12 protein-coding genes and 2 riboswitches are annotated in these 14,864 nt (G+C 67.6%); of the genes, 8 read left to right on the forward strand and 4 right to left on the reverse strand.

Going from position 1 to position 14,864, the window contains the following annotated elements; genetic code table 11:
- Nucleotides 1-46: 46 nt before the first annotated feature.
- Nucleotides 47-1,003, reverse strand: coding sequence for a 4-hydroxy-3-methylbut-2-enyl diphosphate reductase (gene ispH / locus KX816_04205; protein QXQ07254.1), 957 nt, complete (start codon nt 1,001-1,003; stop codon nt 47-49).
- Nucleotides 1,004-1,161: 158 nt separating this feature from the next.
- On the opposite strand from ispH, the gene KX816_04210 reads away from it, so the two are divergent.
- The 8 genes from KX816_04210 to KX816_04245 all read left to right on the forward strand — a co-directional run bounded on the left by KX816_04210 (nt 1,162) and on the right by KX816_04245 (nt 8,740).
- The gene (locus tag KX816_04210; GenBank protein ID QXQ08394.1) at nt 1,162-1,743 is read left to right on the forward strand and encodes a hypothetical protein; all 582 of its coding nucleotides are present in this window, start codon (nt 1,162-1,164) and stop codon (nt 1,741-1,743) included.
- 54 nt (nt 1,744-1,797) lie between these two features.
- A riboswitch (glycine riboswitch) is annotated at nt 1,798-1,895 on the forward strand.
- Nucleotides 1,896-2,001, forward strand: a riboswitch (glycine riboswitch). It abuts the riboswitch before it with no gap.
- Nucleotides 2,002-2,039: 38 nt separating this feature from the next.
- Entirely contained in the window at nt 2,040-3,149 is a 1,110-nt protein-coding gene (gene gcvT / locus KX816_04215; protein QXQ07255.1) for a glycine cleavage system aminomethyltransferase GcvT, read from the forward strand.
- Nucleotides 3,146-3,517, forward strand: coding sequence for a glycine cleavage system protein GcvH (gcvH, locus tag KX816_04220; protein ID QXQ07256.1), 372 nt, complete (start codon nt 3,146-3,148; stop codon nt 3,515-3,517). The genes gcvT and gcvH overlap by 4 nt, the downstream gene beginning before the upstream one ends.
- Complete coding sequence (locus tag KX816_04225; GenBank protein ID QXQ07257.1) at nt 3,514-4,275, forward strand: class I SAM-dependent methyltransferase; 762 nt, start codon at nt 3,514-3,516, stop codon at nt 4,273-4,275. The genes gcvH and KX816_04225 overlap by 4 nt, the downstream gene beginning before the upstream one ends.
- 4 nt (nt 4,276-4,279) lie before the next feature.
- Nucleotides 4,280-5,638, forward strand: coding sequence for an aminomethyl-transferring glycine dehydrogenase subunit GcvPA (gene gcvPA, locus KX816_04230; GenBank protein ID QXQ07258.1), 1,359 nt, complete (start codon nt 4,280-4,282; stop codon nt 5,636-5,638).
- A complete protein-coding gene (gcvPB, locus tag KX816_04235) occupies nt 5,638-7,185 on the forward strand; it encodes an aminomethyl-transferring glycine dehydrogenase subunit GcvPB (protein ID QXQ07259.1) in 1,548 nt (515 codons plus the stop codon). The genes gcvPA and gcvPB overlap by 1 nt, the downstream gene beginning before the upstream one ends.
- A gap of 101 nt (nt 7,186-7,286) precedes the next feature.
- The gene (locus tag KX816_04240; GenBank protein ID QXQ07260.1) at nt 7,287-8,063 is read left to right on the forward strand and encodes an NTP transferase domain-containing protein; all 777 of its coding nucleotides are present in this window, start codon (nt 7,287-7,289) and stop codon (nt 8,061-8,063) included.
- 38 nt (nt 8,064-8,101) lie between these two features.
- A complete protein-coding gene (locus KX816_04245; GenBank protein ID QXQ08395.1) occupies nt 8,102-8,740 on the forward strand; it encodes an HAD-IB family phosphatase in 639 nt (212 codons plus the stop codon).
- Nucleotides 8,741-8,785: 45 nt separating this feature from the next.
- Here the strand turns inward: KX816_04245 and KX816_04250 are convergent, their stop codons facing one another.
- From KX816_04250 to acnA, 3 genes are all read right to left on the reverse strand, one after another.
- Nucleotides 8,786-9,034 carry a PEPxxWA-CTERM sorting domain-containing protein gene (locus KX816_04250; protein QXQ08396.1) on the reverse strand — a complete coding sequence of 83 codons (249 nt, stop codon included), beginning with the start codon at nt 9,032-9,034 and terminating at the stop codon, nt 8,786-8,788.
- 1,238 nt (nt 9,035-10,272) lie between these two features.
- The gene (locus KX816_04255) at nt 10,273-10,659 is read right to left on the reverse strand and encodes a PEPxxWA-CTERM sorting domain-containing protein (protein QXQ08397.1); all 387 of its coding nucleotides are present in this window, start codon (nt 10,657-10,659) and stop codon (nt 10,273-10,275) included.
- A 1,455-nt stretch (nt 10,660-12,114) separates the two neighbouring features.
- Nucleotides 12,115-14,802 (reverse strand): aconitate hydratase AcnA, encoded by a 2,688-nt coding sequence (acnA, locus tag KX816_04260; protein QXQ07261.1) that lies wholly within the window; start codon nt 14,800-14,802, stop codon nt 12,115-12,117.
- Between the last annotated feature and the right edge of the window lie 62 nt (nt 14,803-14,864).

Genomic DNA, 14,864 nt, shown 5'->3' on the forward strand with positions numbered 1-14,864 from the left:
ATCGGAAGGATCGCCATCAGGCGGTGAGCGATCGGAAGGATCGCCATCAGGCGGTGAGCGAGCGCGGCAGCTTGAAGACGACGTCCTCGACCGCGGTCGTGATTTCGCGTGTCGTCACCGTGAAGCGCGTCGCGAGCTGCGACAGCACTTCCTGGACAAGCAGTTCGGGCGCCGACGCGCCGGCGGTCAGTCCGACCGTCTTGGCGCCCGCGAGCCACGTCCAGTCGATCTCGGCAGCACGCTGGACGAGATAGGCGCGCGCACCCTCGCGCTCGCCGAGTTCGCGCAGGCGCTGCGAGTTCGAGGAGTTCGGCGCGCCGATGACCAGCAGCACGTCGCACTCGCTGGTGATCGCCTTGACCGCCGCCTGGCGGTTCGAGGTCGCGTAGCAGATGTCCTCGCCCTTGGGCCCGACGATGACCGGGAAACGGCGCTTGAGCTCCGCCACCATGTCGGCGGTGTCGTCGACCGACAGCGTCGTCTGGGTCAGGAAACCCACGTTGCCCGGGTCGGCGACGGTGATCGTGCGGGCGTCCTCCATCGTCTCGATCAGGGTGATCGTGCCGGGCGGGACTTGGCCGAAGGTGCCGACGACCTCGGGGTGGCCGGCGTGGCCGATGAACAGGATGTGCTGGCCGAGGTTGACCAGGCGCTCGGCCTGGCGGTGGACCTTCGACACCAGCGGGCAGGTCGCGTCGAGATATTCGAGGCCGCGCGCGGTCGCCTCGGCGGGCACCGACTTGGGCACACCGTGCGCCGAGAACACCACCGGCACGCCGTCCGGAACCTCGTCGAGCTCCTCGACGAAGATCGCGCCCTTGGCCTTAAGCGCCTCGACGACGAAACGGTTGTGGACGATCTCGTGGCGCACATAGACCGGCGCACCGAAGCGCTCGATGGCGCGCTCGACGATGGTGATGGCGCGGTCGACCCCGGCGCAGAAGCCGCGCGGCGCGGCGATCAGCACGTTCAGCGGCGGCAGCGGCAGGGTGGTGATGGACATATCCAACGCTGATAACGGGGTTCGCCGGCGAGCGCTACCGCCTCGCTTGCCGCAAGCCCTGCGGGTTTCTATGGTGCGCGCACTCTCTAGGAAGGTTTCAAGTGTCCCAGTCGCGTCGTTTCGCGCTCCCCGTTCTCGCGCTGGCGGCCGCCGCAGTGATGCTGTCGGGCTGTCAGAAGAACCTGCTGCTGGTCAAGCGCTCGTCGTGCCCGGCCGTAGCGGTGCCCTTCTATGCCGGTGACGTAACGCTGTTCACGCCCGGCGACACGACCGGTGACGCGCGCGCCGTCGATGTCGTGGCGACGATCACCGACCTGCGCGGCGACTGCGTCGAGGGCACCGACATGTTGGCCACCGCGGTCAACTTCAAGGTCATCGCACGGCGCAACAACACGATCGGGGCCCGCGCCGTGACGCTGCCGTTCTTCGCCAGCGTCGTCCAGGGCGGCAACCTGCTGGTCTCGAAGCAGGTCGGCTCGGTGACCATCAATTTCACCGACGGCCAGGCCCGCGCCGAGGCTGCCGGTGCCGCCAACGCCCGCGTCGCGCGCTCGGCGGCGGCGCTGCCCCCCGAGATCCAGCAGCGCATTACCCGCAAGCGCAAGGCCACCGACCTCGACGCCGCGACCGATCCGCTCGCCGACCCCGAGGTCCGCGCCGCCGTCCGTGCCGCCAGCTTCGAGGTCCTCGTCGGCTTCCAGCTTGGTGACGACGCGCTGGCCTACAACGTAACGAAGTAGCGTTGACTCCTTCGCTGCACCGCCGCAAAACCTAGGCGTCGTCGGGTTTCGGCCCGGCGCTCGCGCGGGAGAGTGCGGGGGGGTAACCTCCGCCGCCGAAGGAGCAAGCCACCCCCGGCAATCTCTCAGGCACCAGGGACCGCCGGGTGCATCAGCGACGATCTGGAAAGCGGGCGAGCCCAGCGGGGCACGTCCCACCGAAGGTGTAAGCCGGTCCGCCGGTCAAAGCTCTCAGGTGCAAGTGACAGACGGGGGTGCGGGCGGTGGGTTGCACCGCGCTCTGTCACGGGTTGCACATGGCCGACGCCGATAGCCTCAAACTACCCCTCGATGCGCTGCACCGCGACCTCGGCGCGCGCATGGTGCCGTTCGCGGGCTACAGCATGCCGATCCAGTATAGCGGCGCGTTCGGCGGCATCATCGCCGAGCACAACTGGACTCGGACCTCGGCAGGGCTGTTCGATGTCAGCCACATGGGCCAGCTCGAGTTCGCCAGCTACGACGACACCGCGCTGGAGAAGTTGCTGCCCGGCGACCTCAAGGGCCTCGCCCACAATGCGCTGCGCTATTCGATGCTGCTCAATGAGCGCGGCGGCATCCTCGACGACCTGATGGTGACGCGCCGCCCGGGTGACCTGTACATGGTGGTCAACGGCGCGACCAAGCACGACGACCTCGCGGTCTTCCGCGCCGCCGGGCTGGCGCCGCGCTACCGCGACGACCTCGCGCTGCTGGCATTGCAGGGGCCACAAGCGGTCACTGCGCTGGAGCGGCTGGTACCGGGAGTCAGCGCGCTGACGTTCATGAGGGCGGGAGCATTCGACTGGCTCGGCGTCGACCTGTGGATCAGCCGGTCCGGCTACACGGGCGAGGACGGCTTCGAGATTTCGCTCCCCGCGAGCGCCGCCGAGCCCTTCGCCCGGGCGCTGCTGCTGGAGCCCGAGGTCAGGCCGATCGGGCTGGGCGCGCGCGATTCGCTGCGGCTGGAGGCGGGACTGCCGCTGTACGGCCATGACCTGACGCCCGCGATCACGCCCGTCGAAGCGGGCCTGAGCTTTGCGGTCTCCAAGCGCCGCCGCAGCGAGGGCGGCTTCCCCGGCAGTGATATCATTCTCGATCAACTCGCCAACGGTCCCGCCAAGCGCCGCGTCGGCCTCAAGGTCGAGGGCCGCCTGCCCGCTCGCGAGGGCGCGCACGTCGTCGCCGCAGAGGGGCAGGTCGGCACCGTCACGTCCGGCGGCTTCGGCCCGGCGCTGGGCAGCCCGATCGCGATGGCGATGGTCGACGCCGCCTACGCCGCCGAGGGTACGAGGCTCGGGCTCGATGTCCGCGGCCGCATCCTCGACGCCGCCGTCGTACCGATGCCGTTCTTCCCGAAATCCTATGTCCGCGGAGCCGCCACATGACGCGCTATTTCACCAAGGATCACGAGTGGGTCGAGGTGTCTGACGACACGGCGACCTGCGGCATCACCGATTACGCGCAGGGCCAGCTCGGCGACGTGGTCTTCGTCGACCTGCCCGCCGTCGGCCGGGCGCTGGTCAAGGGCGGCGAAGCGGCGGTGGTCGAATCGGTCAAGGCGGCGTCCGACGTCTTCGCGCCGATCAGCGGCACCGTCACCGAGACCAACGCCGACCTCGAGGCCGACCCCGCGCTGGTCAACACCGGGGCCGAGACGGGCGGCTGGTTCTTCAAGGTATTGCTCAACGACGCGTCGGAGCTCGACACGTTGCTGGACGAGGCGGCGTACAAAACCTTCGTGGCCGGCCTGTGAGCAACGCCAACCAGCCCTGGGTGGCGGCCGATTACGCCAAGCATGCGGCCTTCGTGCCCGCACTCGGCGCGCCGGTCGTGGCATTGCTCGACCCGCAGCCTGGCGAGCGGATCCTCGACCTCGGCTGCGGCGACGGCGTGCTGACTGAAAAGCTCGTCGCGGCCGGAGCCTCGGTGCTCGGCGTCGATGCCGAGTTCGACATGCTCGAGTCCGCGCGTGCCAAGGGCCTCGACGTCCGCCTCCTCGACGGCCAGGCGCTCGACTTCACATCCGAATTCGACGCCGTCTTCACCAACGCCGCACTGCACTGGATGCCGGACCAGGCCGCCGTTGCCGCGGGCGTGTTCCGCGCGCTCAAGCCGGGCGCGCGCTACGTCGGCGAGTGCGGGGGCTTCGGCAACATCGCCAAGCTGCGCGCCGGCATCAAGGCGGTCGCGCTGCAGCGCGGCTACACCGTGCCGCCCGAGACCCAGGTCTACCAAACCGCCGAGGCGTTCACCGCCGTGCTCGAAGCCGCCGGGTTTGCCATGATCAACGCCAAGCTGATCCCGCGCGCGACCCCGCTCGCGACCGGCATCACCGGCTGGCTCAAGACCTTCCGATCGGGCTTCCTCGACACCATCGGCATTGCCCCCGCCGACCAGGATGAGTTCGCCCAAGCCGTCGAGGATCACCTCGCCCCGGTCCTCCGCACCCCCGAGGGCAACTGGATCGCCGACTACGTCCGCCTGCGGTTCAGCGCGAAGAAGCCGGAGTAACTCCATGCGCTACCTCCCCCTCACTCCCGCAGACCGGACCGAGATGCTCGGCGTCATCGGCGCGGCCGACATCGATGCGCTGTTCGCCGACGTACCCGAGGCGGCGCGGCTCGCGGGTCCGATCGCGGGCCTCAGCGCCCACATGGGCGAGCTCGAGGTCGAGCGGGTGCTGTCGAAGATGGCGTCGAAGAACCTGACCGCGGGGACGACGCCGTTCTTCCTCGGCTGCGGGGCGTACAAGCATCACGTCCCGGCGTCGGTCGACCACATCATCCAGCGCGGCGAATTCCTGACCAGCTACACGCCCTACCAGCCCGAGATCGCGCAGGGCACGCTGCAGGTGCTGTTCGAATTCCAGTCGCAGGTCGCGCGCCTCACCGGCATGGAGGTCGCCAACGCCTCGATGTACGACGGCTCGACCGCGATGACCGAGGCGGTGTTCATGGCGCGGCGGATCACCAGGCGCGGCAAGGCGCTGATCTCGTCGGGCGTGCACCCGCATTACGTCGCCGTCCTCCGCACCCTGACGCGCTTCACCGACGACGAGATTGTGACGCGTACTCCGGACCTGACCGCCGACGACTATCTCGTCGAGTTGGCGGAGTTGGTCGACAAGGAGACCAGCTGCGTCGTCGTCCAGAACCCCAGCCTGTTCGGCCATGTCGCCGACCTGACCCCGCTCGCGGACGCCTGCCACGCCGTGGGCGCGCTGCTGATCGTCGTCGTCACCGAGGTCGTGTCGCTGGGCCTCGTCAAGTCGCCGGGCGAGATGGGGGCCGACATCGTCGTCGGCGAGGGCCAGTCGCTCGGCAACGGCCTCAACTTCGGCGGGCCTTATCTCGGCTTGTTAGCGTGCCGCGAGAAGCACGTCCGCCAGGCCCCCGGGCGACTGTGCGGGCAGACCGTCGACGCCGATGGCCGCCGCGGCTTCGTGCTGACGCTGTCGACCCGCGAGCAGCATATCCGCCGCGAGAAGGCGACCTCCAACATCTGCACCAACTCCGGACTGTGCGCGCTGGCGTTCACCGCGCACCTCACGCTGCTCGGTGAGTCCGGACTGCGCAAGCTGGCCGCGCTCAACCACGCCCGCGCCGTGCAGATGGCCGAGCGGCTGTCGCGCATCCCCGGCATCGACCTCGTCAGCGAGGTCTTCTTCAACGAGTTCACCGTGCGCCTGCCGGAGGAAGCGCGGCCCGTCGTCCGCAAGCTGGCGGACAAGGGTGTGCTCGCCGGCGTCTCGCTCGGCCGCCTGTTCCCCGGCGTCCGCGACCTCGAGCGCGGGCTTGTGGTCGCGGTCACCGAGACCGTTACCGACGCCGACATGGACGCCTACGAAGACGCTCTCGACGAGGTACTCGGCTGATGCTCGGTCACGCCCGCACCACGGCTCCCGAAGCCGCGAACGACGCCGCCGCCGGCACGACCTTCACCGGCAATCGCGGCCTGATGCTCGAGGAGCCGCTGATCTTCGAGAAGGGCGCAGTCGACCGCTGCGGCGTCGACCTGCCCGAGCCGCCGGTGGTCGCGTCGCGCCTCGGCGGGCTGGAGCGAACAGCGGAAATCGGACTTCCGGGCCTGTCCGAGCCCGACATGGTCCGCCATTACACGCGCCTCAGCCGCCAGAACTACGCCATCGACATGGGCATCTTCCCGCTCGGTTCGTGCACGATGAAGCACAACCCGCGCCTCAACGAGAAGCTCGCGCGGCTGCCCGGGTTCGCCGACATCCACCCGCTCGCGCCGGTCGACACGGTGCAGGGCGCGCTGGAGCTGATCGATACGCTGGCGCACTGGCTGAAGACCCTGACCGGCATGCCCGCGGTGGCGATGAGCCCGAAGGCCGGTGCCCACGGCGAACTGTGCGGCATGCTCGCGATCCGCGCCGCGCTTGAACAGCGCGGCGATGCGCGCACCGTCGTGCTGGTCCCGGAAAGCGCCCATGGCACCAACCCCGCCACCGCGGCCTTCTGCGGCTATGCGGTCGAGAACATCCCCGCCGACGCGCGGGGTCGGGTCGACCTCGCGGCGCTGAAGGCCCGCCTCGGTCCCGACATCGCCGCGGTGATGATCACCAACCCCAACACCTGCGGGCTGTTCGAGCCCGACATGATCGCGATCTGCGAGGCGGTCCACGCCGCGGGCGGCTTCGTCTACTGCGACGGCGCCAACTTCAACGCCATCGTCGGCCGCGTCCGTCCCGGCGACCTCGGCATCGATGCGATGCACATCAACCTGCACAAGACCTTTTCGACGCCCCACGGCGGCGGCGGGCCGGGGTCGGGGCCGGTGGTGTTCTCGGCCGCGCTGGCGCCTTTCGCGCCATTGCCGTTCGTCCGCAAGACCCGCGACCACTACGAGTTGGTCGAGGAGGAGCAGGCGCTGGCGTCCAAGGATCACGACCGCAGCTTCGGGCGCATGGTCGCCTTCCACGGCCAGATGGGCATGTTCGTGCGGGCGCTCAGCTACATCCTCAGCCATGGCAACGACGGGCTGCGGCAGGTCGCCGAGGACGCGGTGATCAACGCCAACTACATCCTCGCCAGCCTCAAGGACGTGTTCACCGCCCCGTTCGCGAGCACCGGGCCGTGCATGCACGAAGCACTGTTCTCGGACGACTTTCTCGAGGGCACCGGGTTGTCGACGATCGACCTCGCCAAGGCGATGATCGACGAGGGCTTCCACCCGATGACGATGTATTTCCCGCTGGTGGTCCACGGCGCGATGCTGGTCGAGCCGACCGAGACCGAGAGCAAGGCGTCGCTCGACCAGCTGATCGGGGCGCTGCGGTCGGTGGCGGAGCGGATGCTGGCGAACCCGGCGGCGTTCAAGGGCGCGCCGTACCTCAGCCCGCGGCGACGGCTGGACGAGACGGCTGCGGCGCGTAAGCCGGTGCTGGCGTGGGCTGGATAGAGAAAACCTGTTTCACGTGAAACACAAAGCCGTTACGAACCGAAACGGCACATTAAGCTAAGAGGCTTGCTGTTCGTTCCAGCGTCGGCCAAACGCGCACCGTGTGGACCGCTCTAATCCTCGCCGGACAGCGGCCCGGCATCGACGCGCTCGCGGCGGCGTTCGGCGAGACGAAGAAGGCGCTGATCCGGGTTGACGGCGTGCCGATGCTGGCGCGGGTGGCGCGGACGTTGCTCGACAGTCCCGACATCGCGCGCGTCGTGATCCTCGCTCAGGATGCTGTGTCGCTTGCCGAGGCACCGGGCTGCGAGTGGCTGGCGCGCGAACCGCGGATCGGTTTTGCCGCTTCCGGCGGCGGCATCGCGACCTCGGTGCTGGCAATCGGCGGGACTCCCGCTGCCCCGTGGCCCGTGCTCGTCACGACTGCTGACCATCCGCTGCTGACGACGGCGATGATTGCGGCCTTCATCGCCGGATCGGCCGACACCGATGTTGCGGTCGGGGTCGTCGAGCGCCGTGTCGTCCTCGCCGCCTATCCCGCAAACCGGCGGACATGGTTGCGCTTTCGCGGCGGCGCGTGGTCGGGGGCTAATTTATTCGCGCTGCAGGGCGGCCGCGCCCGTCCGGCGCTCGAGATGTGGGCCGGGGTCGAGCGCGACCGCAAGTCGGGGTGGCGGCTGATCGGCCAGCTCGGGCCTTTGCTGCTGGCCGGCGCAGTGCTCCGGCTGCTCACCCTCGACGGCGCGGTCGCGCGGCTGGGAACCCGGCTCGGGCTGCGGGCACGGGCGGTGGCGTTGCGCTTCGCCGAGGCTGCGATCGACGTCGACAAGCCTTCCGACCACCAACTCGCCGAACTGATCCTGCGAGCCCGAGCGTGACCGAGCCGGCGAGCCTGACTCCGCTCAGCATCTTCGACATGGACCGCACGATCACCCGCAAGGGCACCTACACGGGGTGGCTATTGTTCTGGGCGCGGCGCGAGGCCCCGTGGCGGCTGGCGCTGCTACCGGTATCAGTGCTGTACGGGCTCGCCTATCTCCTCCGGCTGGTGACGCGCGAGCGGCTCAAGGAGCTCAACCACGCGCTGCTGATGGGCGGGAGGGCTCGGCGGTCAAAGGTCGAGCGTTGCGCCGCCGACTATGCCGCAAAGGTGCTGGAGGGCAGTGTCTTCCCCAAGGCACTCGCGCGCATTGAGGCGGAGCGCGCCGATGGCCACCGCATCGTGCTGGCGACCGCGAGCTACGCTTTCTACGTCGACGCTATCGCGGCCCGTCTGGGCATAGCGGACGTTATCGCGACAAAATCGGTGTGGGACGGCGATCGGCTCCGGCCGCGACTCGCGGGCGAAAATTGCTACGGCGCGGCGAAGCGCCGGATGGTCGAGGCCTGGCTAGAGGCACACGGACTGAGCGGCGCGCCGATCCGGTTCTTCTCGGACCATGTCTCCGATGTGCCGACCTTCGAGCTTGCCGACGAGCGCATCGCGACGACCCCGTCGCCGGAGCTTCGCGCGGTGGCGCGGGCGCGGGGCTGGCGGATCGTCGACTGGACATGAAAAGGGCCGCCTCTCGCGAGGCGGCCCTGATCATCGACAAGAGCGTCAGGCGGTGGCGAGGCCGGTCCGGCGCTGGCGGCGCAGTGCGGTTCCGGCCATGCCGAAGCCACCGATCATCAGCGCCCAGGTTGCCGGTTCCGGGATCGTGCTCGCCGCGTAGATGTCCCCGGTCAGCGCCGCGTAGGTCGGGTCGAGGAACGCGTCGACCGTCGTGTCCCAGCCGATCGCGTTGAACGCCGCGAGGTCGAGCGCGGTCACCGCGAAGTCGCCGTCGTTGCGACCGACCGCGTCCATGATGCCGAGGTAGGGCTGGCCGGCGATCACCGACGAACGCCAGTGCGATGCCTGGTAGCTGTTGGTGTTGAACTGCCCGCGCGATTCGAGGTTGCCGAACAGCGCCGTGGCGCCGCCGTCGACCGAGAAATACGGGTTGGTGTACGCGGCACCGTCAGTGGGGGAGTTGCGGATCGACCAGTCGAGGGTCGGGCCGGCGGCGTGGATGGTGCCGTCGGAGGACAACATGGCGGTCGGGTTCGACGAGTAGCGATACAGGTCGAGCGTCGAGCCCCACCAGGTGTTGTTGGTGTTGATCCCCGAGTAGGCGGTGCAGGCTGGACCGCTCGGGCAGCCGACATAGTCGTAGTCGTCGACCCCGGAGACAAAGCCGAGGGCGTGGCCGAGTTCGTGGATCGCAACCTGGAGGAAGTTGATCCGATCGGGGCTGCTGATGCCGTTGCTCGGATCGAAGTCGAAGCGGAAGTCGCTGTTGAAGGTCACGCTGGCGTCGGACGAGCCATCGTTCCCGATCAGGCCGAGCGCCTTGGCGTTCGCCGTCGTTGTGCCAAGCGCGTAATTGTTCGCGCTGCCGTCGTTGTCGTAGATGCGGGTGCGGGCGTCGATGCCGGTGCTGGCGACAGGATCGACGTAGCCCGGGGTGATGACCTTCAGCGCGCCGATCGGCCCGGTCAGGGTCGGCAGATTCTGCGCGGCCTTGATCGCCAGCGTCGTCTTGGCATTGGCCTTGATACCGGCCTCGAAGGCGGCGGCGCTGTCGACCCAGTAGCTGCTGCCGGTCTGGCCGAGGACGTCCTGTCCGGCAACGCCGAGCGATTTGAAGCCGACATCGATGTTGACGGTAACGTTGTTCTTCAGCTGCGATTCCCAGTAATTCGCGGCGATCCGGAAGTCATGATAGGCAATCGTGCCTTTGGCGGTACCGCCAGTGTCATTGAGATTGATCGTCAAAGCATATGACGGAACCGTAACGAGCATCGCGGTCGATACGGCAAGCAACAGAGCACAACGCTTCATCATTCAGGACCCACCTTATTGTCAGGACCTTTCGAAAGGTCCGGTTTGGCAATAAAGTCGAGATGATACGGCCCGCACAAGTGCGAAAATGTCACGGTCTGAACAATAACGTAAGATATAGAATTCTTGCCCCGGTGATAACGAGGTACGGCGCAAACAACTCGAACGAAAGGCGGGGTTGCAGGAACCCCGCCTCTGTGTCGTGTGCCGCTTCCGCCGGTTCAGGCGGTGGTATAGCCCGCACTGCGGCGACGTGACACCGCGCCGATGAAGCCAAAGCCGACCAGCATCATCGCCCAGGTGCCCGGCTCTGGAACGGTGGTGCCGATGCTGAGCTGCGACACCCACTCGCTCCAGCGCGAGCCGCCGGTTCCGCCCGGATGGCCACCGGCGGCATCGTTATATTCGCGCGCATATTCCCCGGACACCCAGAAGCTGCGCTCGTCGGTCGGATCGAGCGATACGGCGCTGTAGTCGCCCCAGCGCTGGCGTCCGGCGGCGACGAAGCCGTCGGTGCTGCCGTTGTGGTAGTCGTCGACGGCGCTGACCTTGAGCAGCAGCTCGTTGCCGCGGGCACTCAGCTGGCCATCGACACCGGTACTGAACATCTGGGCGAGTACCGAGACACGACCGTCGGCAGGGTCGGAGCCTGAGCGGTTGTAGCCGATAACGACCTGGCCGAAGTCGTTCACCGCAAGCGAGCCTTGATAGTAATCGTGCTTGCCGTCGCCGATCACGCCTTCGTCGAGGATCTGATTGGTTGCAGCATCGACGACGTCATAGCGCACGTACGTGAAGTCCGAACCGATCGGCGTGACGGTATACACCGCATAAATGCGGCCATTAACCTCGTAGACGCTCGAGCTGATGCGCTGGTCGAGGGTGTCGATGACGCGGTCGTTGCTGGTGAACTCGCTGCCGACGGTCGGCAGGTCCGCGACGGTGTTGGGCTGCCGGCCGGGGTTATTCGGTGCGTAGTCCGCGGTGCCGATGTAGACCGTCGGGGTCTTGGCCGCGGTGGCAGTACCGGCGTTGGTGACATCGTAGCGGATGACATCGTCGTAGAACAACGACGCGGCGATGACGTGGCCGGTGGTCGAGCCCGAGTGGCTATTGACCCCCTGGATCGCGAAGCCGCCGTCCGCGCCTCCGGTGGTTGCATTGTAAGGCGTTGTGATGACGGTCCGGCCGGCAATCGTCGGCGACGCTGCGCCAAACAGGCTGGCAAGCGGGATGACGTTCAGCCGCGTCCCGGCGAAATTGCCGCTACCGCTGAAATTGTTGGTGCCGATGTAGACCGCGTTGCCGTCCATCGCGAGCGTCGGATAATCGGCGGTGCCGCCAGTGAAGCCGGTAAAGATGGTCGACTTCCAAGGTCCCGAGGCGTCAGCGGTCTTGGAAACCGCGATCTGGATATCGGAGACGCTGTTACCGAACGCAATCGCGATCCAGCGGTTCTCGGCCTTGTTGAACATCACGCGCGAATCGCCGTTGACGCCCGTACGACCGGCGGCTGCCCAGAAGTCGACGTCCGAAACGAACGAGGTGCGTGCCCCGGTCGCCTTGTCGTTGATCGCGACGCCGCCGTTGGCGAAGGACATGTACTGGGTGGTTCCGACCGCGCCCATCGTGTCGGGGGGGATGAAGTTACGCGCCACCGAAGCGACGTCGTACTGGCTGACGCCCTGGAAGCTCTTGACGAGTTGCGCGCCGACGACGCCCGCGGAAGGCGATCCGAAGACGGTCGCCTCTACGGGTGCTCCGGCCGCATCGCTGGGCTGGAAGGGCACGTACTCCATCCGCTCGAAGTCCTGATACTCGTCCTTGACCTCCGCAGCGACGGCACCGGTCGCGAGGGCGAGTGCCGACACCGCGAGGCCGGCGCACAGGATCGAACGAAATACCATCAGAGTTCTCCCTTATCGTCGGTGTTTCGACACCGTTGTTAAGGAAGGCTCTCCCCGAAACGGGGCCACGGCAACTATTGTATCGGTTCCGTCATCCTCACCGACGAAACACGTTCCCGCATGATGTTATTTTATCACATTCCAGTACCGGAACGGTTACGCCGCAAGCTTCCTCAGGACGTAGGGCAGGATGCCGCCAGCGTAGAAATAGTCGAGCTCCTGCTGGGTATCGATGCGACAGCGGGTCTGGAACTCGCCGGTGGTGCCATCGGCGCGGGTAAAGTGCACGGTGACGTCCTGGCGCGGCTTGAGCGAGCCGACGCCGCCGATGTCGAAGGTCTCGGACCCGTCGAAGCCGAGCGACTTGCGGTCTGTGCCCTCGACGAACTGCAGCGGCAGCACGCCCATGCCGACGAGGTTGGAGCGGTGGATGCGCTCGAACGATTCGGCAATGACGGCGCGGACACCCAGGAGCGTGGTGCCCTTGGCGGCCCAGTCGCGTGACGAGCCGGTGCCGTATTCCTTGCCGGCGACGATCACCAGCGGGGTGCCGGCGGCGCGGTATTGCTCGGCGGCATCGAAGATCGCCAGCTGCTCGCCGGTCGGCACGTAGCGGGTGACACCGCCTTCGACGCCGGGGACCATCTCGTTCCGGATGCGAATGTTGGCGAAGGTGCCGCGCATCATGATCTCGTGGTTGCCGCGGCGGGCACCGTAGGAGTTGAACTCCTGCCGGCTGACCTGGCGGTCGTTCAGGTAGCGGCCGGCGGGCGAGGCTTCCTTGATGCTGCCGGCGGGCGAGATGTGGTCGGTGGTGATTGAGTCGCCGAAGATCGCCAGCGGCCGCGCGCCGGTGATGTCATCCACCCCGACCGCGGTCATCGTCATGCCCTCGAAATAGGGCGGGTTCTGGACGTAGGTGCTGGCGGGATTCCAGCGGTAGGTCGCGCCGCCCTCGACCTTGATCCCCTGCCAGCGCTCGTCGCCGGTGAACACGTCGGCGTAGCGGTTGCGGAACATGTCGGCCGTGACCGAGGACAGCACCATGTCGGTGACTTCCTGGTTGGTGGGCCAGATGTCCTTCAGGAAGACGTCCTTGCCCTCCGGCGTCTGGCCGAGCGGGTGGGTGATCATGTCGTTGCGGATGGTTCCAGCCAGCGCGTAGGCGACGACCAGCGGCGGCGACGCGAGGTAATTGGCGCGCACGTCGGGCGACACCCGGCCCTCGAAGTTGCGGTTCCCCGACAGCACCGAGACGGCGACGAGGTCGTTGGTCGCGATCGATTCGCTGATCGCCTCGGGCAACGGCCCGGAGTTGCCGATGCAGGTCGTGCAGCCGTAGCCGACGAGGTTGAAGCCGAGATAGTCGAGGTCGTCCTGCAGCTTCGACACCGCGAAATAGTCGGTGACGACCTTCGACCCCGGCGCGAGGCTGGTCTTGACCCACGGCTTCGACTTCAGGCCGAGCGCCCGGGCCTTGCGCGCCACGAGGCCCGCGGCGACCAGCACGTTCGGGTTGGAGGTGTTGGTGCAGCTGGTGATCGCCGCGATGACGACGTCGCCGTGGCCGAGGTCGAACTCCGAGCCGGCGACCGAGAAGCGCTCGAGGTTGCCGGCGCCACCCTTCTTGTAGCCGCTGGCGAGCTCGGTTTCGAAGGCCTCGTCGGCCTGGCTCAGCAGGACGCGGTCCTGCGGGCGGCGCGGGCCCGCCAGCGACGGCTGCACGGTCGACAGGTCGAGGTGGAGCGTGTCGGTGAACACCGGGTCGACGCTGGTGTTGTCGCGCCACATGCCCTGGGCGCGGGCATAGGCCTCTACCAGCTCGATGCGGTGCTGCTCGCGGCCCGACAGGCGAAGGTAGTTGATCGTCGCCTGGTCAACCGGGAAAAAGCCGCAGGTCGCGCCGTACTCGGGGGCCATGTTGGCGATGGTGGCGCGGTCGGCGAGGCCGAGGCTGTCGAGGCCCGGGCCGTAGAACTCGACGAAACGGCCGACGACGCCCTTGGCGCGGAGCATCTGGGTGACGGTCAGCACGAGGTCGGTGGCGGTTACGCCCTCCGGCAGCGTGCCGTCCATCTTGAAGCCGACGACCTCCGGGATCAGCATGCTGACCGGCTGGCCGAGCATCGCCGCCTCGGCCTCGATGCCGCCGACGCCCCAGCCGAGCACGCCGAGCGCGTTGACCATCGTCGTGTGGCTGTCCGTGCCGACGAGCGTGTCGGGGTAGGCGTGGAGCTTGCCGTCCTTGTCCTCGCTCGTCCACACCGTCTGGGCGAGATACTCAAGGTTGACCTGGTGGCAGATGCCGGTGCCGGGCGGCACGACGCGGAAGCCCTTCAGCGCCGACGAGCCCCAGCGCAGGAATTCGTAGCGCTCGATGTTGCGGGCGTATTCGAGGTCCATGTTGTCCTCGAACGCCTGGGGCGTGCCGAACTCATCGACCATCACCGAGTGATCGATGACGAGGTCGACCGGGATCATCGGGTTGATCTTGGCCGGGTCGCCGCCGAGCTTGGTCATCGCGTCGCGCATCGCGGCAAGGTCGACGACGCAGGGCACGCCGGTGAAGTCCTGCATCAGCACGCGCGCCGGGCGGTAGGCGATCTCGCGGTCGGAGCGGCGGTCGCTCGCCCACTGCACCATCGCCTCGAGGTCGGTGCGGGTAACAGTCTCGCCGTCCTCAAAGCGCAGCAGGTTCTCGAACAGGACCTTCATCGAATAGGGCAGGCGGCTCGCATCGCCGAGCACGTCGGCGGCAGCGGTCAGGCTGTAGTATTCATAGTCCTTGCCATCGACCGTCAGCGTGCGGCGGGTGTTGAGGCTGTCGTGTCCGATGGCGGTCATGGGGCGTCCCGATTCTTGCTGCGGGTGCGTCCTAGCAAAGGGGTGGGGTGGGGGCTAGGGCG

This window comes from Sphingosinicellaceae bacterium (genome assembly GCA_019285715.1).
Taxonomy (GTDB): Bacteria; Pseudomonadota; Alphaproteobacteria; order Sphingomonadales; family Sphingomonadaceae; genus Glacieibacterium.